At 44.5% G+C, this 23,151-nt stretch carries 26 protein-coding genes and 2 pseudogenes; 19 read left to right on the top strand and 9 right to left on the bottom strand.

Annotated features, from left to right (window positions below; translation table 11 throughout):
• Positions 1 to 81: 81 nt before the first annotated feature.
• Entirely contained in the window at positions 82 to 336 is a 255-nt protein-coding gene (locus tag GBH70_RS03405) for a hypothetical protein (RefSeq protein WP_151679710.1), read from the top strand.
• A 409-nt stretch (positions 337 to 745) separates the two neighbouring features.
• On the opposite strand, the gene GBH70_RS03400 is transcribed toward GBH70_RS03405, so the two are convergent.
• The 4 genes and pseudogenes from GBH70_RS03400 to speD all read right to left on the bottom strand — a co-directional run bounded on the left by GBH70_RS03400 (position 746) and on the right by speD (position 3,536).
• Positions 746 to 1,171 (bottom strand): GNAT family N-acetyltransferase, encoded by a 426-nt coding sequence (locus GBH70_RS03400; RefSeq protein WP_151679709.1) that lies wholly within the window; start codon positions 1,169 to 1,171, stop codon positions 746 to 748.
• Between the two features lie 5 nt (positions 1,172 to 1,176).
• Positions 1,177 to 1,689, bottom strand: a complete 513-nt coding sequence (locus GBH70_RS03395; protein WP_151679708.1) for a YjcG family protein — start codon at positions 1,687 to 1,689, stop codon at positions 1,177 to 1,179.
• A 70-nt stretch (positions 1,690 to 1,759) separates the two neighbouring features.
• Positions 1,760 to 2,491: an alpha/beta hydrolase gene (locus GBH70_RS03390; protein ID WP_151679707.1), complete on the bottom strand. Its 732-nt coding sequence runs from the start codon at positions 2,489 to 2,491 to the stop codon at positions 1,760 to 1,762.
• Positions 2,492 to 2,730: 239 nt separating this feature from the next.
• Positions 2,731 to 3,536: pseudogene (gene speD, locus GBH70_RS03385) on the bottom strand (adenosylmethionine decarboxylase).
• A 244-nt stretch (positions 3,537 to 3,780) separates the two neighbouring features.
• On the opposite strand from speD, the gene GBH70_RS16630 reads away from it, so the two are divergent.
• From GBH70_RS16630 to GBH70_RS03380, 3 genes are all read left to right on the top strand, one after another.
• Positions 3,781 to 3,942, top strand: a complete 162-nt coding sequence (locus tag GBH70_RS16630) for a hypothetical protein (protein ID WP_172967508.1) — start codon at positions 3,781 to 3,783, stop codon at positions 3,940 to 3,942.
• Between the two features lie 12 nt (positions 3,943 to 3,954).
• Positions 3,955 to 4,113, top strand: a complete 159-nt coding sequence (locus GBH70_RS16625) for a hypothetical protein (protein WP_172968270.1) — start codon at positions 3,955 to 3,957, stop codon at positions 4,111 to 4,113.
• 94 nt (positions 4,114 to 4,207) lie between these two features.
• A complete protein-coding gene (locus GBH70_RS03380) occupies positions 4,208 to 4,966 on the top strand; it encodes a YqcI/YcgG family protein (protein ID WP_151679706.1) in 759 nt (252 codons plus the stop codon).
• 177 nt (positions 4,967 to 5,143) lie between these two features.
• Here GBH70_RS03380 and GBH70_RS17495 read toward each other — a convergent pair whose 3' ends face one another.
• Positions 5,144 to 5,275 carry a hypothetical protein gene (locus GBH70_RS17495; RefSeq protein ID WP_259370053.1) on the bottom strand — a complete coding sequence of 44 codons (132 nt, stop codon included), beginning with the start codon at positions 5,273 to 5,275 and terminating at the stop codon, positions 5,144 to 5,146.
• Positions 5,276 to 6,199: 924 nt separating this feature from the next.
• On the opposite strand from GBH70_RS17495, the gene GBH70_RS03375 reads away from it, so the two are divergent.
• From GBH70_RS03375 to GBH70_RS03335, 9 genes are all read left to right on the top strand, one after another.
• The gene (locus GBH70_RS03375; protein WP_151679705.1) at positions 6,200 to 6,508 is read left to right on the top strand and encodes a PTS sugar transporter subunit IIB; all 309 of its coding nucleotides are present in this window, start codon (positions 6,200 to 6,202) and stop codon (positions 6,506 to 6,508) included.
• 19 nt (positions 6,509 to 6,527) lie between these two features.
• A complete protein-coding gene (gene celB / locus GBH70_RS03370; RefSeq protein ID WP_151679704.1) occupies positions 6,528 to 7,820 on the top strand; it encodes a PTS cellobiose transporter subunit IIC in 1,293 nt (430 codons plus the stop codon).
• A 66-nt stretch (positions 7,821 to 7,886) separates the two neighbouring features.
• On the top strand, positions 7,887 to 8,195 hold the full coding sequence (locus GBH70_RS03365; RefSeq protein ID WP_080612106.1) for a PTS sugar transporter subunit IIA: 309 nt from the start codon (positions 7,887 to 7,889) through the stop codon (positions 8,193 to 8,195).
• Positions 8,196 to 8,216: 21 nt separating this feature from the next.
• On the top strand, positions 8,217 to 9,611 hold the full coding sequence (gene gmuD / locus GBH70_RS03360; protein ID WP_151679703.1) for a 6-phospho-beta-glucosidase GmuD: 1,395 nt from the start codon (positions 8,217 to 8,219) through the stop codon (positions 9,609 to 9,611).
• 152 nt (positions 9,612 to 9,763) lie between these two features.
• Positions 9,764 to 10,498, top strand: coding sequence for a GntR family transcriptional regulator (locus GBH70_RS03355; RefSeq protein WP_151679702.1), 735 nt, complete (start codon positions 9,764 to 9,766; stop codon positions 10,496 to 10,498).
• A gap of 15 nt (positions 10,499 to 10,513) precedes the next feature.
• Positions 10,514 to 11,389, top strand: coding sequence for an ROK family protein (locus GBH70_RS03350; RefSeq protein WP_151679701.1), 876 nt, complete (start codon positions 10,514 to 10,516; stop codon positions 11,387 to 11,389).
• Positions 11,390 to 11,858: 469 nt separating this feature from the next.
• Positions 11,859 to 12,620, top strand: coding sequence for an SDR family oxidoreductase (locus tag GBH70_RS03345; protein WP_151679700.1), 762 nt, complete (start codon positions 11,859 to 11,861; stop codon positions 12,618 to 12,620).
• Positions 12,621 to 12,819: 199 nt separating this feature from the next.
• Complete coding sequence (locus GBH70_RS03340) at positions 12,820 to 13,719, top strand: ABC transporter ATP-binding protein (protein WP_151679699.1); 900 nt, start codon at positions 12,820 to 12,822, stop codon at positions 13,717 to 13,719.
• On the top strand, positions 13,712 to 14,965 hold the full coding sequence (locus tag GBH70_RS03335; protein WP_151679698.1) for an ABC transporter permease: 1,254 nt from the start codon (positions 13,712 to 13,714) through the stop codon (positions 14,963 to 14,965). The genes GBH70_RS03340 and GBH70_RS03335 overlap by 8 nt, the downstream gene beginning before the upstream one ends.
• A 342-nt stretch (positions 14,966 to 15,307) precedes the next feature.
• Here GBH70_RS03335 and lepB read toward each other — a convergent pair whose 3' ends face one another.
• From lepB to GBH70_RS03315, 4 genes are all read right to left on the bottom strand, one after another.
• On the bottom strand, positions 15,308 to 15,856 hold the full coding sequence (gene lepB / locus GBH70_RS03330) for a signal peptidase I (RefSeq protein WP_151679697.1): 549 nt from the start codon (positions 15,854 to 15,856) through the stop codon (positions 15,308 to 15,310).
• A gap of 455 nt (positions 15,857 to 16,311) precedes the next feature.
• Positions 16,312 to 17,142, bottom strand: coding sequence for a hypothetical protein (locus GBH70_RS03325; protein WP_151679696.1), 831 nt, complete (start codon positions 17,140 to 17,142; stop codon positions 16,312 to 16,314).
• Between the two features lie 10 nt (positions 17,143 to 17,152).
• The gene (locus tag GBH70_RS03320; RefSeq protein WP_151679695.1) at positions 17,153 to 17,338 is read right to left on the bottom strand and encodes a DUF8096 family protein; all 186 of its coding nucleotides are present in this window, start codon (positions 17,336 to 17,338) and stop codon (positions 17,153 to 17,155) included.
• A 25-nt stretch (positions 17,339 to 17,363) separates the two neighbouring features.
• Positions 17,364 to 17,666 (bottom strand): PRD domain-containing protein, encoded by a 303-nt coding sequence (locus GBH70_RS03315; protein WP_253693427.1) that lies wholly within the window; start codon positions 17,664 to 17,666, stop codon positions 17,364 to 17,366.
• Between GBH70_RS03315 and GBH70_RS03310 the strand changes: the two genes are divergently transcribed.
• The 6 genes and pseudogenes from GBH70_RS03310 to GBH70_RS03285 all read left to right on the top strand — a co-directional run bounded on the left by GBH70_RS03310 (position 17,655) and on the right by GBH70_RS03285 (position 23,125).
• Positions 17,655 to 18,194 (top strand): PTS transporter subunit EIIC, encoded by a 540-nt coding sequence (locus GBH70_RS03310; RefSeq protein WP_216643716.1) that lies wholly within the window; start codon positions 17,655 to 17,657, stop codon positions 18,192 to 18,194. The genes GBH70_RS03315 and GBH70_RS03310 overlap by 12 nt on opposite strands.
• Before the next feature lie 30 nt (positions 18,195 to 18,224).
• Entirely contained in the window at positions 18,225 to 18,386 is a 162-nt protein-coding gene (locus GBH70_RS16935; protein ID WP_216643717.1) for a hypothetical protein, read from the top strand.
• A gap of 32 nt (positions 18,387 to 18,418) precedes the next feature.
• A complete protein-coding gene (locus tag GBH70_RS03305) occupies positions 18,419 to 18,745 on the top strand; it encodes a PTS sugar transporter subunit IIA (RefSeq protein WP_253693414.1) in 327 nt (108 codons plus the stop codon).
• A gap of 572 nt (positions 18,746 to 19,317) precedes the next feature.
• Positions 19,318 to 19,710, top strand: a pseudogene (locus GBH70_RS17770) (nitroreductase family protein); the annotation flags it as partial.
• 149 nt (positions 19,711 to 19,859) lie between these two features.
• On the top strand, positions 19,860 to 21,200 hold the full coding sequence (locus tag GBH70_RS03290; RefSeq protein WP_151679691.1) for a C1 family peptidase: 1,341 nt from the start codon (positions 19,860 to 19,862) through the stop codon (positions 21,198 to 21,200).
• 113 nt (positions 21,201 to 21,313) lie between these two features.
• Complete coding sequence (locus tag GBH70_RS03285) at positions 21,314 to 23,125, top strand: M3 family oligoendopeptidase (protein ID WP_151679690.1); 1,812 nt, start codon at positions 21,314 to 21,316, stop codon at positions 23,123 to 23,125.
• The last annotated feature ends 26 nt before the right edge of the window (positions 23,126 to 23,151 follow it).

Raw genomic sequence — 23,151 nt, 5'->3', positions numbered from 1 at the left:
CAGATGCAAGTCCGCTTTGATGTGTTTAAGATGACAGTAGAAAGGGTATAGGTTTTAAAGAACGAAAAAGGAGTGGCTGCTATGGGTTTCATCGCTCCAATCTCCAATTACCAGTCCCAACAATACCAGATTTATGACCAGCTGGCTTCCTGCCGTACGGAAATTGCAAAGGCAGGCGCTATATCAAAAATTTTGCCCATTCGTCGGCAATTCGGCGCTTCCGGCGATTCCATTTCCGGCTGGAAATCTGCCCTTCCGGTTAAAACCAACATGCGGACGCCGCGCTTTATAGCTAATATGACCGGTTTAGGGAAAAAAATTGATATCAAAATATAAGGATGTTTCTTTATTGAACTTTACAAAGTTTGAAAAAAATCGTTCAGGAGATATTCAGGCATGATATTTATGGACACTATAGAAATTTGAAACTGATAAACATCAGAAAACCTATAAAAACGATATCTGCTACTAAAACCCACATACTGGTTTTTAAACGGGTTGAATAGTAAATCTTAATCGTGTTATCATCTGGTTTTTTTCTCAACTTGTCATCGTAATACACAACACAGATTAATCCATAGATGCCGACAGTTGAACCTAAAATTAACGCTGCTAAATAAAGATTCGAAAACATTTCCTCACCCCTCTTAGTATAAGTATATGTATTTTTTAAATAAAATTTATTTTCATAGTATTAATATAGCAAACCGCTGAATATAAAATAGCACTTGCCTTTTCGCAAGTGCTATTTTAATGTTTTTTCCATCGCTTTATGGGGAATGCCGGCATCAAGGAATTCATCAGATGTGACGCGGTACCCGAGTTTTTCGTAAAACGGAATCGCATGCGTTTGTGCGTTTAATTTTAGTTTCGAAACACCTTGTTTCCCGGCGAAATCTTCAATGGCAAGCATTAGCCGCCTGCCTGCCCCTTTGCCGCGCACTTCAGGCAGGATGCAGATGCGCTCCACTTTTCCGTACCCGTCCATGATGCGAAAACGGCCGGCGCCTGCCGGTTTTCCCCTGTCATACAGGAGAAAATGCGTACAGTCTTTCTCAAATTTATCGATTTCTTCTTCAACCGGCACATGTTGTTCTTTTACAAAAACGGTTTTCCGAATCTGGAAAGCTTCTTCTTGTTCTTTATCGTTTTCTACAATTTTTACATCCACGTTTGTTAATCCTTTCCAAGATGAAATGTTTCATAAACGGTCCAAGTTTCGTTTTCAAGCTGGTACAATAAGTGGAAACGATTTACCATTTCCTTATGTTCAATGCCTACCATTTCCAGCTGGCGGTAAATATCGGCGTGTTCTTCTTTCGATAGTTTCTGCCCAATGGTAATATGCGGCACAAACGGATAAGGAGGGGGATCGCCCGGCAAATGGTCCCTGAAATCGGCAAAAAGTCCTTCAAGTTCGGGTGTCGGTTCGACTTTGAAATAAATCGTGTTGCTGACAGGTTCGAACGACTTTACTTTTGTCACTTTCAATAAAAACGGGTTGTATTTTTTCGCGATCTCTTTAAGTTGCGCGGTAAATGTTTCTGCCTGATTCTCGGACGCCTCAAACGCCGCTTTTAATGTAATATGCGGGGGAATAAGCGCGTAATGCGGGTCATAACGCTTCCGGTAGGAATTGACAAGGTCCTGAAGTTTTTTGGACGGAAAAACAACCAGTGCGTACTTCAATGGTCTAGCCTCCTTTTTTTGGATTTGGATTCCGCTATGATACAATTTTATCATAAAAGTTTATGAAAAATTAATACTTTTTAAAATGGTAAAGCAGCGCCCGCCGTAATTCTTTTTGCCAATACCTCCAAGAGTGGTTGCCGTCAAATTCTTCATAAAAACCGGGGAACCCTTTTTTGGTAAGCGCGTCATGCAGTTTTCTGTTCGGTGTAACAAAATTCTGGATTTTCCCGTCGGTAGTTTTGACTTCCGTCTCGCCTTTCCCGACGATATGATAAATGTTCACGAGCTGCGGATCAGGGCATTGCTTTACGGCTGCCAACACTTTTTCATTGACGAGCGGCGACATCAGCGCGGCTTTTCCGAACGTGTGCGGGTACTTTAGCGCCGCCATTAACGATACGGTTGCCGCAAGTGAATCGCCCATTAAGGTGCGGCTTGCCCCCATTTGGTAAGTCGGAAACTCGCGGTCAAGGTATGGTACGAGTTCATGCGCCAAAAAGCGGATGTAAGCGGGATTTTGTTCGCCATCCGGATGGTATTTCCGGCGCCGGTCCTGAATATTGGCATACGGAATCCCGACAATGATCACGTCCTCAATTTTGGAATTCGCGAGCAGTTCGTCCGCGGTGCGCGCAATACGGCCGAGCTGGAAAAAATCTTTCCCGTCCTGGCAGATGCACAGCGAATATTTATAAAGCGGGGAAAACCGTGCCGGAAAATACACCCAAAGATTGAGCGTTTCCCCGAGCTCCCAGCTTTCAAACGGAAGATCTCTAATGTTGCCTCTTTCTGTTTCCATCTCCAAAACCTCCTCTACCTGTAACCCCAGTTTACCAATTCCCTTCAAAAACATCCAGATTGAGGTTCCCGGCATGCAAAAAAGCGGCAGGCTGAAGCCGCTTTTTCGGGGATCAATCGCATCATTTGATTTGCAGGTATCGGTTATCCCGTATTAAAGCCGCGGAATCCACCAGCAGTGATTCCGGGACATTCCGGTAATGTGCGCGTAGAATTTTCCCGACACCGGCGGCATCCGCCTTAAGCCATATTTTTCCCATAAAAAATTTCATCCATCTCCGTTTTCAATCTTGAGGTAATGCCTCTGATCTGATCCGGCGACAGTTCAACTTTTGTATGGCCGAATAAATAATTATCAAGATCAAATGCTTTCAGCCGGCATTTTGTATGGAAAATATGCTCCTCGTATACATTCACGTCAATCATATCGTAAAGGGCCTTGGTGGATTCCGGAATGTAGTTTTGGATTGAGCTGATATCATGGTCGATAAATAGTTTTTTTTCGTTGATGTCGTGGGTAAAGCCGCGCACCCGGTAATCGATCGTCATAATATCGGTATCGAAAGAATGAATGAGATAATGCAAAGCTTTTAGCGGCGAAATCTCTCCGCAGGTCGAAACGTCAATATCCGCACGGAATGTGGAAATGCCTTCGCTCGGGTGGTACTCCGGATAAGTATGGACAGTTATATGGCTTTTGTCAAGTTGCATCACGACCGATTCCGGCAGCGTGCCGGGCAATTCTTTCAGCTGTTCCTTTGGTACTTCGACAACCGGCCCTTCCGAAATCAGCACGGTCACGCTTGCACCCTGCGGCACGTAATCCTGCTTAGCAATGTTGAGCACATGCGCGCCAATCAAATCGGATACATTTGTTAAAATATCCGTGAGCCGCTCCGCGTTGTACTGTTCGTCAATATATTCTATGTAGGCTTCCCTTTCTTTTTTCGTTGCCGTATAGAAATGTCATACATATTAAAGCTGAGCGACTTCGTCAAGTTGTTAAAGCCGTGCAGTTGGATTTTCCCATGCGAAGATTGATCCATGTCCAACCGCCCCCTTATCGTTTTAGCATAGTTTACCCATTCGGAAGGGGATTAAACGATTGTGGCGGGATCCGGATCTTAGGTCCATGGATGGCGGCCGATTGACTTCTGCTTTGCTGGGATATTTCCTGTTTCGTGGCCAGCAAAATGTAATGGCCCAATTCGATCCGGAAAAAGCGATACGTCCGGCATGCATGTTTTCGTGGCGCGAGTAGCATATTAAAGACGGAAAGGGGGAGTCCAGTTGAAATGGAATGAACAGGCCGCGCCGAACAATCATCAGGCTTCTACTGACCTGATAGCGGCTGAAAGCGAAGAAACCGAATTTGCGTATGAAGAACTATCCGACGGCGGCGAAAGAAATAAAGCGATCCAGGAACAGCAAAAACGCCGCACACATTTATAAAGGTGGGTTCACATGGACATCAAAGTCGGTCAGGTATACAAAGAAAAACAGCATAACACCCTCGCCATGGTCGTGGCGGTCCAAAATGAAAGCGCCATCCTCGGCACCGGTAATATGGTGTCGCCGAAGACGATAGAGGATCGTTATGTGCTTGTCCGGGATGCAGAATAGCTGTGTCCCGGCCTTTTTTCACCCAAATTTCTTTTTCCTCATACAGTATGCATAAAAGCCGGTTTTTTCCGGAACATCAAATGGAGGAAAAGAAATGGAGATCAAAGAAAAGACCGCTGCCCGGACGTGGATTGAAAAAAATGCCCATGCATTGGACGGCTGGATGGTTGATGCATTTACCTCATTTGCCGCCAGGCTTTCTGATAAAAACAAGCCGTTTCCGTGTGTGCCGGCTGTGGCCGGGTTTGCGCTGGATCAGATACAATATGCTTTTATCGAGGGCGGGGAGGCTGCTGGTAGCTCATTTGCTTCTATTTTAAAAAACTATTCGGGAAACTGGCGCCAATACGGGCCGTATACGTCGCTGATCGTTTTTAGCAACCTGCCGCATTTTGAAGGCGGCATAGAGGATTATGAACAACTGTTTTGGCAGATTTTATCCGAAGCGGGAAGCCTTGATGAGGAGGACTGGCCCGCTGATATCCCGGAAGATCCGGAACATCCACTTTGGCAGTTTTGTTTCCATGGAGAAAAGTATTTTGTTTACGGGGCATCACCAGCCCATCAAAAACGCCGGAGCCGGCATTTTCCGTATTTGATGTTTGCCTTGACACCACGCGCGGTGCTCGAGCAATTTTCCAAAGATAAGCGGAAAGCGGAACGAACGAGGGCGTCCATCCATCAAAGGCTTGCAGCTTACGATTCCGTGCCGATCCACCCGGAATTGAAGCAGTACGGCGAAAAAGACAATTTTGAATGGCGCCAGTATTTTCTGCGTGATGATAACGGCCGGCCGCAAACCTGCCCCTTTGCGAAGGCAAGAAATAAAAACCGGCAAAAGCCGGTTTTTTAGGGGGTATTGCTAGACAACAAAAAAAGGGGGGTGTCTAGTTGGTATAGGGTTTTGTAACTTGTCGTTGCTACATTTTTCATAATAGCCGTTATTTCCTAAAAAATCATGAAAGAAAAATGAATTTTTGATGAGAAATGTCGTTTTTTGGGGAAAATGATTATTCATCCTCTTGCCGCTTCATTTTTTCGGCGGCTGTTTCCATTTATATTTTTGACCGATCTGTTTGATTTCCCCAATATCCCCCTTTGAATTAATAATTTTAAACAATTGATTAAACCAGTCGAAAATTTGCTCATCCCTGTTTTTCATTTTGTGCCCCTTTCCTGGTGTTAAGGTATTCTTTGATTTCCTGCCAGCAAAGCAATGCAGCGACCACCGGCGGCACACAAAACATGAAGAGAACAAAATAAAACGTATTGATAAGATGAAGATAAAACCACGTATCCATGTTTTTCACCTCCGGAAATAGGTACTTTTATTGTTCCCCATTAGGCACTGTTTTATGGATGCAGCAGACGGTCTGAATATTGCTTGGTGGAATGGAGAATCCTATAGAAAAAAGAAAGGAGAACATTGGGCATGATCAAACGGCTGTTAAGCTTGTTCAAATTGGATACAGAAGAAGACTGGGACGACTGGGATTGGGACGATGAAAGCTGGGAAGAAGAATGGGATGAAGAGGAAGAGGAAATATAGGGTGCATAAATATGCGGGATTGTGCTCTGCATTCAATTTATGCCGCATGCATGAATCGTGCCGCAAAAAACCGGATTTTCACCGCAATTGTGCCATTAAGAGGCTATTCGTACTATCTTGCATTTAACTGGGAATTTAGGTTAATTTGTGCCGGTGAAAAACAAACGGATATGTTTCGCACATAGCAAAGCCAGCGCGAGATAACAAGTGCTGGCTTTGATTTGCAAAAAAACCGGCGCCAGGCCGGTTTGGTAAGGGGAGTTTTTTCTAGACATTAAGGGGGGTATCTAGAAACTTAAGGGTTTGTTGCTTTTTCCTTGCTACAACTATAATGTAGCCCTCGCATATTAAAAACAAATGAAGGAAAAATGAAAAGAAAATGAGACAAAAAGTTGTCACAACTCCCGCTGCGCCTCTCTCAGAGTCAGGTCTTCAAAAAATGTTCAATGTTTTTTATATAAATGTATAGACATTTAAAAATAAAAGATTATAATAATAAATGTAAACGATATCAATATAACTTAGGAGGTTTTTAACATGAAAAAAATATTGCTTGCCTGCAGTTCGGGTATGTCTACGAGTTTATTAGTTTCCAAGATGCGCCAATATGCCGAGTCTATCGGCGATGAAGCCGAAATTTGGGCGGTTGGCCAGGATCAGGCGCAAGATGAAATGGCAAATGCAGATGTTCTTCTGATTGGGCCTCAGATGCGTTTTATGAAAAAGAAATTGGAAAAATACGCCGAAGAAGCCGGAATTCCGATCGACGTCATTGATCCGGTTGCTTACGGGCGTGTTGATGGCGAAGCAGTTTACAAGAAAGCGCTTGAATTGATAGGCAAATAATCATGCGGGGGAGAGAAAAATGAACAGCAACAAATTCATGGACTTTTTGGAAAAAATCCTTTTGCCAATAGCGGATAAATTGAACAATAATCGATATCTGACTGCGCTCCGCGACGGTTTCATGGTTGCGTTACCGCTGATCATTTTCGGTTCTATCTTTGTCGTTATTGCAAACTTTCCGTTTTTGGACCATATCATCAGCAAAGATGCCTATACCGCTTATCAAAATGCTTTAGGCCCTGCATCCGCCGCAACATTAAGTATTATGGGCTTATTTGTTATCATTGGAATCGGATACAAATTGACCCAGCATTATGGTGGTGAAGCTTTGTACGGCGGTGTTGTTGCGCTTGCTTCATTCCTGATTTTAACGCCGCAGGTTCTGGGCAAAACAACGGGTGTGATCCCGACTTCGGCCTTGAGCGCGCAAGGGATGTTTCTGGGGATTTTTACTGCTTTTATCTCAGCGGAATTATATCGTTATTTTGTCAATAAAAATTGGACGATCAAAATGCCGCCGGGTGTTCCGGAAGCTGTGTCAAAATCATTCAGCGCGCTTATTCCAATTGCTTTAACGCTTACAATCTTTTTGGCAATCAGAATTATTTTCAGCTATACGCCGTTTGAAACGGTTCAGAACTTTATATATACCATCATCCAAAAACCGTTGACCGCATTAGGAAGCGGACTGCCGGCAACAATTGTTGCAGTGCTGTTAATCCAGCTGTTCTGGTTTTTCGGGCTCCATGGCCAAATCATTATCAACTCTGTGTTTGACCCGATCTGGTATACATTAAATGACCAAAATTTGAAAGCGTTCCAGTCAGGCCATGAACTGCCGAACATCATTACAAAACAGTTTATCGATTCCTTCCTTGTTGGAATGGGCGGAACAGGCATGACGCTTGCCGTAGTGGTTCTAATCTTTATCATCGGCAGAAGCCGGCAAATTAAAGAACTCGGCAAACTGGGCGGCCCGGCAGGCATCTTCAACGTAAACGAACCGATTATTTTCGGCCTTCCGATCGTGATGAATCCACTGGTCCTTATTCCATGGATTCTGGCGCCGGTTGTTGTTACGATTATCACCTATTTTTCAATGGCGACAGGTCTCGTGCCAAAACCAGCAGGCGTTATTGTTCCTTGGACCACCCCGATTGTCATTAACGGCTTTTTAGCAACTGGAAATCATTGGCAGGGCGGCGTTTTACAGCTTGTGAATCTGCTTGTCGTTATGGCAATCTGGTGGCCGTTCTTGAAGATCTTGGATAAAAACTACTATGAAAGCGAGAAGAAAGCATCAAATGAATAAAATTATTCGGCCTCTTTTGAATAGAGGCCGGTGTTTACTTTTAGGAGTGGATCATAAGTGGAAAACATGACAGAAATCGCATTTCAAATCATTTTATATGCCGGAAATGGCAGATCTTGTGCAATGGAAGCGATCCAGGCGGCAAAAAATGGAGATTTCGATGAAGCAGACAGGTTGATGGAAGAGGCAAAAACGGAGTTAGGCAAAGCGCACAATTTTCAAACGAAACTTCTTCAGGACGAAGCAAACGGGAATAAAAACGATATTAACGTCATTTTGATCCACTCTCAGGATCATTTGATGACCGCGTTAACAGTTAAGGACCTTGCAATAGAAATTATTGAATTGTACAAAAATAAACACGTATCAGCATGAAAAGCATAAGAGGTGTTCAATATGGCAATCAAGTATAAATTTCCGGAAGGATTTTGGTGGGGAAGTGCCACATCTGCAACACAAATTGAAGGAGCTTCCCGCGAAGATGGAAAAGGGATAAATATTTGGGATTATTGGTATGAACAAGAGCCAAACCGGTTTTTTGACGGTATCGGACCGGAAAAAACCTCTGATTTTTACCACCGTTATAAAGAAGATATTCAATTAATGAAAGAAACTGGGCACAATTCTTTCCGCTTTTCCATCTCCTGGTCAAGGCTCATTCCGGGAGGCAACGGAAAAGTGAATGAGAAAGCTGTCGACTTTTACAACCGTGTCATTGATGAACTTATTCAAAACGGCATTGAACCGTTTGTGAATTTATTCCATTTCGACATGCCAATGGAATTGCAAAAAATCGGCGGCTGGGAAAACCGGAAAGTCATTGATTCCTATGCGTCGTACGCCAAAATATGTTTTGAAACATTCGGGGATCGTGTAAAAAAATGGTTTACGTTTAATGAACCGATTGTTCCGGTTGAAGGCGGCTATTTATATGATTTTCATTATCCAAATGTCGTCGATTTCCAAAGGGCGGTTCAGGTTGCTTACCATACCGTTTTGGCGCATGCAAAAGCGGTACAAGTTTTCAGAAAAACCAATATAAAGGATGGCAAAATCGGCATCATTTTGAATTTGACTCCTTCGTATCCAAGAAGCCAGCATCCGGCTGATGTGAAAGCCGCGAATATCGCAGATTTATTTTTTAATCGCAGTTTTCTGGATCCGGCAGTAAAAGGTGTATATCCGGCCGAACTGGTTGAACTGTTGAAAACATACAGCTTTTTGCCAAAAACAGAAGAAGGCGATCTGAAACTGATCCGTGAGAATACGGTTGATCTTCTTGGCGTCAATTACTACCAACCACGCCGCGTAAAAGCAAAAGAAAATTTGCCGAATCCGTATGCACCGTTTATGCCGGAAAGGTTTTTCGATGATTATGAGATGCCGGGTAGAAAAATGAATCGCCACCGCGGTTGGGAAATTTATGAAAAAGGAATTTACGATTTGCTGATCAATTTGAAAGAAAATTACGGCAATATTGAGTGCTATATTTCCGAAAACGGGATTGGCGTGGAAGGCGAAGAAAAATTCCGAAATGAGGAGGGGATGATTGAAGACGATTATCGTATCGAGTTTATCCGTGAACATTTGAAATGGCTGCACAAAGCGATCCGGGAAGGGGTGAATGTAAAAGGTTATCATATGTGGACGTTTATGGACAACTGGTCATGGACAAATGCTTATAAAAACCGGTACGGCTTTGTTTCTGTCAATCTTGATAAAGACTGCGAACGAACCATTAAGAAAAGCGGATACTGGTTTAAACAAGTGGCGGAGCAGAACGGGTTTTAAGGAACAGGGTGCGGGTGCCTGCAGTGTCCGCCCCTTATTGCTTTCGGAGCAATGTGAAGTTTTAAACAATTTATGAGGAAAACGTTTGAAAAAACGTGTATACTAGTAATAACCGTATAGCCAGATATTAGTAAGGCAAAGGGGAATGATGAATGAAACAGGCGCCGAAAGCAACAAAATACGAGAGCATTTCTCATGAAATCAAAAGAAGGATTTTAGAAAAAGAATACCCATATGATGCGCCCATTCCCGATGAGATTACCTTGGCGAAAGAATTCGGCTGCAGTAGAATGACAATGAAAAAGGCGCTTGACATGCTTGTGATGGATGGACTGCTGTATCGGAAGCGGGGGCATGGCACGTTTATCGTAAAGTCTGCTGTGGATAACCAACTTGTTAATGTATCGACAAATGAGTCACTTGGCCTGACCAATTTGCTGAAAGATAAGGATATTAAAAGTAAAACGATTACATTTGAAGTGATGTTTCCGGATGAACATATCGCATCTCATTTATCGATCACAGTACAGACACCGGTTTACCATATTATCCGACTCAGGATCGTGGAGGGGGAGCCCTATGTGCTGGAGGAAACATATATGCCTGCCGAGTTGATCAGCGGCATTACCGATGAAGTACTGCAATCATCGATTTACAGCTATATTAAAAACCAATTGCATTTGACGATTGGTGGATGCCACCGCAAAATCCGGGCGGACAAGCCGAATGAACTTGACCAAAAATATTTAAAATGTGCTCCGGATGATCCGGTGCTGGAAGTGGAACAAATTGGCTATTTAAATACCGGCGTGCCTTTTGAATATTCTTTCTCAAGGCACCGCTATGATAAATTTGTGTTTACCGCAGTCAACATACAAAAAACATAAAGGGGAGGAATCACAATGTTATTTGGCGGAATTGAAGCCGGTGGCACGAAATTTGTTTGTGCGGTCGGGGATGAAAATGGAAACATCCAGGAACGGGTCGAGTTTCTAACGCGCGATCCGGGAGATACAATGAAAGATGTGACTGAATTTTTTTCCCGCTTTGAAGTGAAAGCACTTGGCATCGCATCATTCGGGCCGATTGATGTCAATCCGGCGAGTGAAACGTACGGGTACATCACCACAACGCCGAAAACGGCATGGCAGCACTATCCGATAAAACAAACAATGGAAAAAGCTTTGGGCGTCCCGGCCGGTTTCACGACGGACGTGAACGGTGCCGCGCTTGGGGAATTGATGCTCGGCGCGGCAAAGGGTCTTGACAGCTGCCTGTATATTACGGTCGGTACCGGCATCGGCGCCGGTGCCATTGTAAAAGGCCAACTGCTTGAAGGATGGTCACACCCGGAAATGGGGCATATTTTAGTGCGCCGCCACCCGGATGACCATTACGAAGGCACCTGCCCGTTCCATCATGACTGCCTTGAAGGCTTGGCCGCAGGTCCGGCGATTGAGGCGCGCTGGGGGAAAAAAGGGAAAGATCTCGCCGGGCACCCTGAAGTGTGGAAAATTGAAGCCGATTACCTTGCACAGGCGCTCATGCAGTATATTTTAATCGTGTCGCCGAAAAAAATTATTCTGGGCGGGGGCGTGATGCACCAAAAGCAATTATTTCCGCTCATTCATCAAAGGCTTGGCGAACTGATTAACGGCTATGCCAAGCTGCCGGAACCGCTGTCCGAATATATCACCGCACCCGGCCTTGGAAACGATGCCGGCATCACGGGTGCGATTTTGCTCGGAAAACAGGCGTATGAAAATACACAGAAATAGCAATAAAAGATTTGTCCCAAAAGTCGGTAAACATACTTTTGGGACAAACCTATTTTAGAGGAAAAATTACAGTAAAGTACTCTTTACAATGCTTCTAAGGTCCATTTCGAGGAGAAAAAATTGATTAAAATGGTCTTTTAAAATATCGCCGCATTTTCTATGTAAAAAGGGCTTTTGGGACAGTCCCTTTTTTGTGCCAGGATGGAATAGGTTTTGGAAGGAAAAAAAGCGGAATGGAATGCAAATCTCGCGTTTTGGATCGTTCTGGAAAGTAAAGTTGTTATTTCGGAATGAATTGTTGCCGTATGAATCAAAAAATCATTATATTACTGCCCAGTTCGCGGTCTAATTGTGACCGGAGTCCTATAAAACCGAAAAAAATGATTGGTAATAGCGTGCAAATGTAATATAATAAAATTATGCACTTGTACTAAATTTTGTAAACGCATTCAATAAAGGGTGAGGGATCATGGGAAAACTGGATGGAAAAGTTGCTGTAGTGACTGGCGCTGCATCAGGTATGGGGAAAGCGATTGCGATTTTATATGCAAATGAAGGTGCAAAAGTCGTCGCTTCCGATCTTAATTTAGAAGGTGTGCAGCAGACTGTTTCCGAAATTGAATCAGCCGGAGGTGCGGCTGTTGCCGTTCAGGCCAATGTCGTAAAAGAAGAAGATGTGCAAACCATGATCGATACGGCAGTGAAAACATATGGTACGCTTGATATCCTCGTAAACAATGCCGGCATTATGGACAACATGGTACCGGCGGCGGATCTCACGGACGCCTTATGGGAAAAAGTTTTCGCCGTCAACACAACCGGGCCGATGCGGACAATAAGAAAAGCGCTTCCGATTTTCCTTGAAAAAAGGGGCGGTGTCATTGTGAATGTTGCTTCGGTCGGCGGCTTGTTCGGATCCCGGGCCGGTACTGCGTATACTGCTTCAAAACATGCTGTGGTCGGATTGACAAAAAGTGTTGGCTTCCAATATGCACCAAAAGGCATCCGCTGCAATGCCATTGCGCCGGGCGGGGTGGAAACAAACATTGGAACGACGATGAGCGAGCCGAACGCGTTCGGGATGGAGCGGGCAATGGCCGGCATCGGGCTCAACCCGAGAACCGGAAAGCCGGAAGAAATTGCAAAGATTGCGCTTTTCCTCGCTTCCGATGATTCCTCGTTCGTTAACGGCACCGTTATCACGGCAGATGCCGGATGGACAGCATATTAATGAACCATGTGTAAATGCCGCATATCAAAGGCAGCTGAAAAAGGATAACACGCACAAATATAAAGCGGTGGGACCATTTCAATGGAGCAAGCCCGCCGCTTTTCTTTTTTTCAATGGTCTGTTTGCTATGCGGCCTTTTTTATGGAACTTTTTCTGCCGGTTTACGTATGTAGAGAGAAGGTAAAGGAGGCGAAGGATTATGTCCTTGAAGCTGGAGCACGTGACCAAAAGATTCGGTGATTTTACAGCCGTAAAAGACTTATCTTTAACCATTCCCGATAAAGAAATTTTTGGCTTTTTAGGAGCGAACGGAGCCGGGAAAACGACCACTTTCCGGATGATCTTGGGCTTGTTAAAACCAAATGAAGGCACAATCACCTGGAACGGGAAAAAGATCGATTACAATGTCAGCCCGCATATCGGGTATTTGCCGGAAGAAAGGGGATTGTATCCAAAATTAAAAGTAAAGGATCAACTTGTTTACCTTGCGAGATTACGGGGGATGCGCAAGCAGGATGCACTGAAAGAATTAAAATATTGGCTCGGACGGTTTCATGTCGAAGAATACTTCGATAAACGCGTGGAGGAACTTTCAAAAGGCAATCAGCAGAAGATCCAGTTTATCGCCGCAGTTATACACAAGCCGAAACTGCTCATACTGGATGAGCCTTTCAGCGGGCTTGACCCGGTTAATGTCGAGACCTTAAAAGCAGCCGTTTGTGAACTGCAGGATAGCGGGGTAACGATTGTTTTTTCAAGCCACCGGATGGAGCATGTCGAAGAACTTTGCCAGCACTTGTGCATTATGCATCATGGAAGTCCGGTTGTTCACGGCGGGTTAAAGGAGATTAAGCGCGCATTCGGCAAGAAAAATGTCATCATCCATGCTGACTTTGACCTCGAATTTTTACGTACTTTCTCCGGCGTTGCAAAATTTAAGCAAACGGCTTTGGGGGCGGAACTGCAAATTGACCGGGAAGAAGCCGCGCAGGAAATTTTAAATGAAATCAACGGGAAAGGTTTTATCCGCAAGTTTGCGCTTGAAGAACCGTCTTTAAATGATATTTTCATAGAAAAGGTAGGGGCTTCCTATGAATAAGTTCGGCATTTTGCTCGGGCATACTTACTCGTCCAAATTAAAATCGAGATCCTTTATCATCACGACTGTTATTTTGCTAGCCGCTGTCATCATCATGGGCAACATGAGCCGGATTATCGATTTTTTTGCGGGTGGCGGCAAGCAGGAAAAAATTGCTGTGCTCGATCAAACGAACATGCACTACGGGCTGTTGAAACAGCAACTGAAAGCTATTGACAAAGATATACAGCTTGTTCAAACGGAAAAAAGCAAAAGCATATTGCGTCAAGAGGTCTTAAGCGGAAAATATAAAGGATATCTTGTTCTGTCGCTTGATGCGTCCCGTATGCCAAAAGCGACATATAAAGCCCCCGACTTGGCTGATACCGGCATCACGGACAGTTTGGAGCAGGCTTTGCAGGCTGTAAAAGGGAGTATGGTGGCTGCCGAATTGAAGCTTTCCCCAAGCCAGCTCGCCCAGTTAAACAGCCCGGTATCTTTTAAAAGCGTGAATCTCAAAACCAAAGCAAAATCCGAGGAAGAATTGGCGCAGGCAAGGGGACTTGTTTATATTTTACTGTTTGCCATTTATTTTGCTGTGATTTTTTATGCGAGCGCAGTCGGAATGGAAGTGGCGACGGAAAAAGCATCGCGTGTCATGGAAATTTTAATTTCAAGCGTATCTCCTGTGCAGCAAATGTTTGCGAAAATTCTCGGCGGCGCTTTGCTCGGGTTGACACAGATGGCCGTTCTGCTTGCATCAGCCTATTTTTCAATCAAACAAAATCTCGACAATTTAACCGGGGGCTTTTTTGATGTATTTGGTTTTTCCGATATAAAGGCATCAACAATTGCGTATGCTGTTGTGTTTTTTGTACTCGGGTATCTGCTGTACGCGACTCTTGCGGCACTGCTCGGTTCGCTCGTCAGCCGGATTGAAGACGCGCAGCAAATGATGATGCCGATGACGTTTCTAGTGATGATCGGCTTTTTCCTTGCGATGGCAGGCCTTGGCAATCCTTCAGCAGGCTACATCACTGTGCTTTCTTATGTGCCGTTTTTTACTCCGATGCTGATGTTTTTGCGTGTCGGAATGCTTGATTTGCCGGTTTGGGTGGGCATCTCAGGAGCGGCGGTGCTGGTAGTAATGATTATTCTGATGGCGGCGGAGGGTGCGCGTATATACCGCGGCGGGGTTCTGTTGTATGGAAAAAGCAATTCATTGAAAAACATTAAGAAGGCGTTGCAAATGTCGAAGGTGGACTAAATCGCCCCTTTGTTTGAATTTTCCCTTTTAAGGGTAAAATGAGCATAACAATACAGTTCGCGCAGAGGGGAGAGTCTTACCTTGGGAAATTTCACCAGATCGAAAAAAATCGTCTTCAGCTCGATTATCGGTTTTTTAGTCCTGGTCATCGTTTTGAGTTACTTTATTTGGTTCAACAAGTGATGCTGAGTTTCACCTACAATCCGGGAGGCTTTCCCGGATTTTTTCATGGCTGGACAGGATCAGCAGAATCCAGCGGAGAAAATAATTGTCGAAATAGCTTAAAAAGAGCTCCCCTTGGCCGGTTTTCCCGGCTTTTTGGGCAACCCCCTTCATTACGCTTTATTTCGGCATCCCGAGATCTTTCAACGGGTAATACGACAGCTCAACTTTTCCGACCACCGATTTGGCCGATATAAATTTAAACATCCGGCTGTCTTTGCTGATCCGCCGGTTGTCGCCCATGACGAAGAACGAATCTTTCGGCACAGTGGATTTTCCGGTAATTTCTTTCAGTGTGAAATCCCCGGTTAATTTGCTCCCTTCTTCTATATGTGCTTTGTTTTGTTTTAAATACGGCTCTGCATACGGCTTGCCGTTAATATACAGGGTATCATTTTTTATCTCGAGGCTGTCGCCGGGAAGGCCGATCACCCTTTTGACATAATAAGCGTCTTCATCCGGTGCATGAAAAACGATAATATCAAACCGGTGAATTTCCCCCACTTTGCTGACAATGACTTTTTCATGATTGGCCAAGGTCGGCGACATCGATTCCCCGTAAACGGTAACTGGGCTGAACAAAAAATGCCGGCAGATCCCAGCGAGCACCAATGCTGCGGCAAATGTGGCCAAATAGGAAAAAGCCCCTTTTAACAATCGTTCAAGCATGCGGTTGCCCCCTTACTGCACCATTGTTCTTTGTATTAGTATATCATGTATTTTGAATGCTTAGTAAAATAAATCTTTCTGAAACAGTTTTTTAAGGGTATAATGGCAAAAATATTTCATGGAAAGGGGCAGTGGGGCTGCTGAGTTCGGTTTTGGCAGTCTCATCAAGCTCTTTTTACAGGCAAAGGGATATGCGTAATTTGCTTAAAGGCATGTTGCGGCAAGAATTTTAGCAAAGCTGTCATTTATGGAGCATGTAAAGATGAAATGGGGTGATGATTTACAGCGAATGATCCATATGAAGCCATACGACCAAAAGGAGAAAAAATTTTACAAATGGGCTTTACGAAAACCTGGAGACCATTTGTAAAAAAATCTTTCATTGTGCAACGGTTGTCCGCCCTGATATCCAGAAACTGTAAAAAAGTGGTTTTCATATGCGTGCAACCCGACACCTAGTCTATCCCAATCTTTAAATAACATCGGTCATCAAAAGAAATCCTGCCGTTTTCAATGCCCTTTGTCGAAATGATTTTTTTGTAGCAAAGCGGGTCTTCCGCCAGTGCCTCCTTTAAATAACGTTCTGTTGCCGCTAAATCAGGGAATAGTTCAGGATATCCGTCGCTGGCAAGCACGACTTCTTGGACACCGGCCGGAACGGGTATTACTTTAGCATCTTCCATTTTATACCCGAATCCGCTGATCGTTGAATACGAAAAAGGTGAATCCATTTCGGAATTGAGGAATGCCTGCTGCATGTGCAAAAGCGGCTGGATCGCGCTCCGGCCGCCGTCTTCGTCCAGAAAATCTGCTTCCGTTTTTCCATTCAACAGCGCATATTCAATATAATATTTCCTGACCATACTGATCAGCCGGTCGACCGGTTTAAAGTTCGTATACCGTTTTCCGGCAAATGCCTGGCAGTCGCCGAACAGCCAGATTTGACGGCGGTATCTGCTGTACGCGGCCATGCTTGCCGCCGGAATTTTGTTCGGATCTTTTTGCATTTCTCCAAGCAGTCCGCGTGCTTTATACTGCTCGTATAAATGCGATTCAATCAGCCGGACAAACGCTTCAGAATCCAAATCCGGATTCTCTACGGATTCCACTGCCGCTTTGATTTGTTCGGCAATGAATTTTCCCGTTGCCATGCCGTCAATAACAAGTGCACTTTTCGCCGTAGCGCCGTCAATCACTGCGGCAAAATGTTCCGTGACAATCCATGCATCCTCGCAAAGCAGCGGGTCCGCCGTTTTTCCCTCTAAAAATACCTCTAATATTTTCATGGATATGCTCCTAGATGCTTTTTTTCATTCCGCACCGGCGGCATTCACGCAGGAACACACCATGTTTGACCGAAGATTTAAAATGGCTGTAGCCGCAGTTATCGCAGCGTCCCGGATGGATATCGGGCATTTCCTTGTAATCATATACAATGCTCGTATCATAGCCCTTTGTTTCATAATCTTTTTCTTCGCTCATCGATACTCACCCCGGTACAGAATTTCTATACATAAGGATACCACATTTTTCGGATACCGGGAAAAAATGTACAATTGGCAATACCTTTTCCTTTGTAGTAATGGTCCAAATTATCTTTATGAATTAATTTCGTTCCAAGCAGATGGATGATGATGTAATCTATTTCCGATTCCGGAAATTCCAGGCCTGTCAACTTTTCCACTTCGTAAACAATTTCTTCGGCGACCATTTTTTCAAACGGATATTTTCCAGATAATCCGTGCTCAAGCGTTTCGATGACAAAACCTTCTTTAATCCTTTTGCATGCGATCGTAATATGGGCGGCCAGATTACGCAGGGAAATATCCGAAACTTCGAGTCGATGTTTGGCGCAACATTGCCGGCAACATTGATCATTACCGTCTTTGAAGCTTTACTCTGGAGCTTCGGGATCCACGGTTCGAACGTTGTCGGCGGTATCATGCAGCCGATCTGGTTGGCATTAACAGCCGACAACGCAGCAGCATTCGCAGCAGGAAAAGCACTGCCGCACATTGTAAACTATCAATTTTATTCAAACTTTATGAAAATCGGCGGCTTCGGCGGCACGTTCGGCTTGGCCTTGCTGCTTTTGTTCGCGTCGAAATCGAGCCAATATAGAGCATTAGGAAAACTAGCCATCGTACCTGGGTTCTTTGGAATCAACGAACCAATTATCTTCGGGATGCCGATCGTATTAAACCCGATCATGATCATTCCGTTTATCCTTACACCGCTTGTATTGTGCGTCGTTGCATATTTTGCAATGGCATCTGGTTTGGTTCCGTACACAAACGGCACAAACATTCCATGGACAACCCCGCCGGTCATCGCATGATTCCTTGTCAGCGGCTGGAGAGGCGCAGTGTTGAATGTTGTCCAAATCTTTATCTCAATGGCGATTTACTATCCTTTCTTTAAAACGGCAGACCGCTTGGCATATAAAAACGAACAGGAAGAAGCTGAAGCCCAAGCTCAAGAAAAAGCAAAAGAAGTAGGTTTCAGCGGCCAGCCGGAATTGCAAGATTAATAAAATGACGAACGAAGGGTGTGACACTCATATTGGGACAAGAACAAATGACAGATATGAATATGATTGGATTTCAGATTATCAGTAATGTCGGCATGGCCAAAAGTTTGGTGATGGAAGCGCTCTATGCGGCAAAAGACAGGGACTTTGAATTGGCGGAACAAAGATTGCAGGAATCCTGGCAATATTTCGTCGAAGGGCACAAAGTCCACTCTTCCTTGATCCAGCAGGAAGCAAGCGGTAATAAAGTAGAATTCTCGATGCTCTTCATGCATGCCGAAGACCAGCTCATGAGCGCCGAAACCATTTCGGAACTGGTAAAAGAAATGATTGAGATGTACAAAAGGTTAGAAAAATAAAGAATTGGTTGGTGTTATTCCAAAAAAAGAAAACCCGTCGGGAGGATTGCTTCTTCTACGGGTTTTTCTTTGTCCCGATGCAAAAAGTGAGGCCCTCTGTTCCCTGTTTTTTCTGCCTTTCGCTGATTTCCCGTACCTTACCGCTGATATTTTTGAAGTTACCATTGATTTTTAAGAGAGGTCCGCCGATTATTCTATAGTTTCTGCTGATTCTACGTAAAGGGATGGGGATACTGTCGTTGTCATCCCAGTTACTTCAAAGTACTCTTAATTAGGATCCGCTTAAAACAATCCATCGTGATCAGCATAATAAGAAAAGATAAGATTTTGAAACTGAAAAGTTGATGAGACAATATTATATATTGATTCTATGCACATTCTATTACTTTTTTCTTTCCATCGGCTAAAATAAAAATATGTGAAAAAGTTCAATTTTAACTCTCAAAAGATGGAGTGCTGGCGGAAATAACGGATTATTTGATAAACGGAAATCGGTTCGGATGTTTACAGATCAGGAAGTGCCGAAAGAACTTTTACTGGGAAGTGTTGGATGATGCGAAAAATCTCCGTCATGGGCTAATTCGCAGCCGTGGGAAGTGTATGTCGCGGCCGGAGAAGTGATGGAAAAGCTGCGTGATGCTTATCTAAAAGCTTATGATGCAAGTGAACCGCAGGATGATTCAGATATGCCGAAACCGACCGGCTGGCCGGAATCGGTCTAGGAACAGATGAACCGTACTTATGAAAAAATCAAAGGGAAAGCGGGCATCCCGCCGGAAGAACGGCGGAGAAATAATTTCAAATTTTTCAATGCACCGGTTGCGGCCTTTATCTGCATCGATCGGGATTTAACAGAATGGTCAATGCTTAATGCCGGTATTTATGCAGGAAATATGATGCTGGCTGCAGCAACGCACGGTCCATCAGCGGATTTTGATCGGCATTATGATCGGGTACGAAGGTAATGGCCATCCGCTGAACCGCGCCTTTGGAGGAAGATACTCACATCAAAGGAATTTAAAGGATACTCCTTTCCTTTCCAAACTGCAAAATAGTCTTTCTTACAGAATTGGGCGTATAATGGAAAGGAACACAAATGAAAGGGAGCGTTTATATGGCAAGGGAAATTACGCCGGGGATGGCGGAAAGCTTTTCCAGACAAATCCGTGAAGTACCGCAAAGCAAAGTGATCCGGGATGCGGTCATGAAAAACGGGATCAAGGCCGCAACGATCAACAATGATTCGTTCGTGTCCATGAATCACGTATTCTCGCACGAAATTGAAACCGGAAAAGTAACGAACCAGAAGCAAAGTGGCCGCTGTTGGATGTTTGCGGCCTTAAACACGTTTACCCACAAATTAAACGCACAGTTCAAATTAAAAGACTTCGAGCTTTCGCAAAACTATACATTTTTCTGGGACAAATTCGAAAAAGCCAATTACTTTTTGGAAAGCATTATTGAAACGGCAGATGAGCCTTTGGAAGGTAGGCTCGTTTCCTGGCTGCTTGCAACCCCGCAGCAGGATGGCGGACAGTGGGATATGCTCGTTTCGTTGATTCAAAAGTACGGCGCCGTACCGAAGCAGGTCATGCCGGAAACATACAACAGCAGTAACTCACGCGAACTCAACCCGCTTTTAAACGCCAAGCTGCGCGAAGATGCGATGGTTCTCCGCAAAATGTATGCGGAAGGCAGATCGGAAGAAGATTTGCGGCAGGCAAAAACAGGTATGCTTGCTGAAATTTACAAGCTGCTCGTCTTTACACTTGGTGAACCGCCAAAAACATTTGATTTTGAATTCCGGGATACCGACAAAGTTTTCCACCGGGAACAAGGCATCACACCGCAACAATTTTTCCAAAAATATGTCGGGTTTGCACTCGATGATTACGTCAGCATCATCAATGCGCCGACAAAAGACAAACCGTTCGGGAAAACATATACGGTGCAGTATCTTGGCAATGTCATCGGCGGAAAACCAATCAAGTATTTAAATGTGGATATGGAAACTTTTAAAAATCTCGCGATCCGGCAACTCAAGGACAACCGCAGCGTCTGGTTCGGCTGCGATGTAGCGGAGTCTTCAGACCGGAATGAAGGGATCATGGACACAGCCCTTTATGATGTTGAAATAGCGTTTGGATTTCCATTCGGGATGTCAAAAGCGGAACGCCTCGACTACAAAGACAGCGTCATGACGCATGCGATGGTGTTAACAGGCGTGAATCTCGTGGACGGCAGGCCGAACCGCTGGAAAGTTGAAAACAGCTGGGGCGAAAAAGTCGGCAAAAACGGCTACTTTGTCATGAGCGATGCATGGATGGACGAATATACGTATCAAATTGTCGTCGATAAAAAATATCTTCCGGATGAATTGCAAAAAGCCTGGGAACAGGAACCGATTGTCCTAAAACCATGGGATCCGATGGGTTCATTGGCTTGGATGAAATGAGAAATTAATCTACAGGTGCGGTCTTCCAAAGGCCGTACCTTTTTTGGATGAATCCATATTGGTATTTTTTTCATAACCTTGTAAAATGGAATCAAGAAAGGAGCTGTCATCCGATGAAATATATCGATACATGGGATTTGGATGCTGTTATTCCCGGCGGCACGAAATCCCCGGAACTGCAGAAAAAATTGCAGGGAATTAAAGATGAAATTGGAGAATACGAAACCTTGCTGAATGCATGGGATTTTTCAAAAGACCCTTCTCCGGAGCCGTTTAAGGCAATCTTGAAAAAAAAGGAAGAGATCGGAAAGGGGCTCGGGCAGTCCGCGACGTTCGTGCAAATGTGGCACGATGCCTACATGGATGATGCATACGCGAATGTTGTTATGGGGCAGGTCATGGATTTGTTCAGCGAAATGCAAAAGCTGTCCACGACATTTCAGAAAAAACTTGTTTCCATCCAGGATGAAGATTGGAAAAAGTTTTTGCAGGACAAGGAATTAAGTGAAGTTTCCTTTGCCCTCAATGAAACACGCGACGAAGGGAAACGCCTGTTGTCGGAAGAAGAGGAAAAACTTATTGCAGATTTGAACCAGGACGGCTTGGCAGGGTGGAGCCGACTGTACGATACAACCGTTTCCACCATGACGATCCCGTTTACGGATAAAGAAGGAAAAACGACGGAATTATCGGTCGGCCAGGCGATGAACCGGATGTATTCCGACCCGGATCCAAAAGTGCGCAAACAGCTGTTTGAAAACTGGGAAGCGGCCTGGGAAAAATATGCCCCGATTTTTGCTGATACGATCAACCACTTGGACGGCTACCGGATTACGCTGCAAAAAACCCACAACCGGGAAAGCTTCCTGGATGAACCGTTGGAATATAACCGCATGTCGAAAGAAACGCTTGATGCGATGTGGAAAGCAGTTGCCGAAAACAAGCAGCCGTTTATCAATTTTTTAAACCAAAAAGCCAAAATTTTCGGTATGGAAAAATTGGGCTGGCAGGATGTTGATGCACCGGTTGCACTCGGGGATATGAAACCGACCCGCTTTACATATGACGAAGCGTGCGATTTTGTCATTGAAAATTTCGCTTCTTTCGGCCCGAAATTAGCATCGTTTGCCAAACATGCGCTGGAAAACCGCTGGGTGGAGGCGGAAGACCGGCCGAATAAGCGCCCGGGCGGCTACTGCACGAATTTGCCGGAGTTTGAGGAATCGCGGATTTTTATGACTTTCACCGGCTCCATAAACGATGCGAGCACTTTGGCGCATGAGCTCGGCCATGCTTTCCACAGCCATGTGATGCGCGATTTGCCGCAATTAAACCGCGAGTATGCCATGAATGTTGCTGAAACGGCGAGCACTTTTGCGGAAACGATCATCGGCAATGCAACGGTCGCGAACGCAAAATCGAAGGAAGAAAAAATTTCGCTATTAAATGCGAAACTGGAAAATGCCACCGCGATGTTTTTAAACATCCATGCGCGCTTCCTGTTCGAAAAAAGCTTCTATGAAGAGCGTACGAAAGGCGTTGTATCTAAGCAAAGGCTGAATGAACTGATGGTGAACGCGCAAAAAGAAGCGTACTGCGACTCTTTGTCCGGCTACCATCCGCATTTCTGGTGCAGCAAACTCCACTTCTTTATTGACGACGTGCCGTTCTACAACTTCCCTTACACGTTCGGTTATTTGTTCAGCCTTGGTATTTACGCCGAATACTTAAAGAACCCGGACAACTTTGAAGACAAATACATCGCCTTGCTCCGCGATACCGGACGGATGAAAGTAGAAGATTTAGCCATGAAGCACCTTGGCGTAGACCTGACAAAACCGGACTTTTGGGCAGCCGGGATTGAAATCATGGCAAAAGACGCTGAAGAATTTATCCGACTGACGGATGAAGTAATGAATTCATAAATTGTTTTGAATTACCTTTCATAGCA

The organism is Weizmannia acidilactici (genome assembly GCF_008974225.1).
In the GTDB taxonomy this organism is placed as follows: domain Bacteria; phylum Bacillota; class Bacilli; order Bacillales; family Bacillaceae_C; genus Weizmannia; species Weizmannia acidilactici.
The sequence above is the reverse complement of the archived record's forward strand: the minus strand, read 5'-3'. Positions and strand labels throughout refer to the sequence as shown.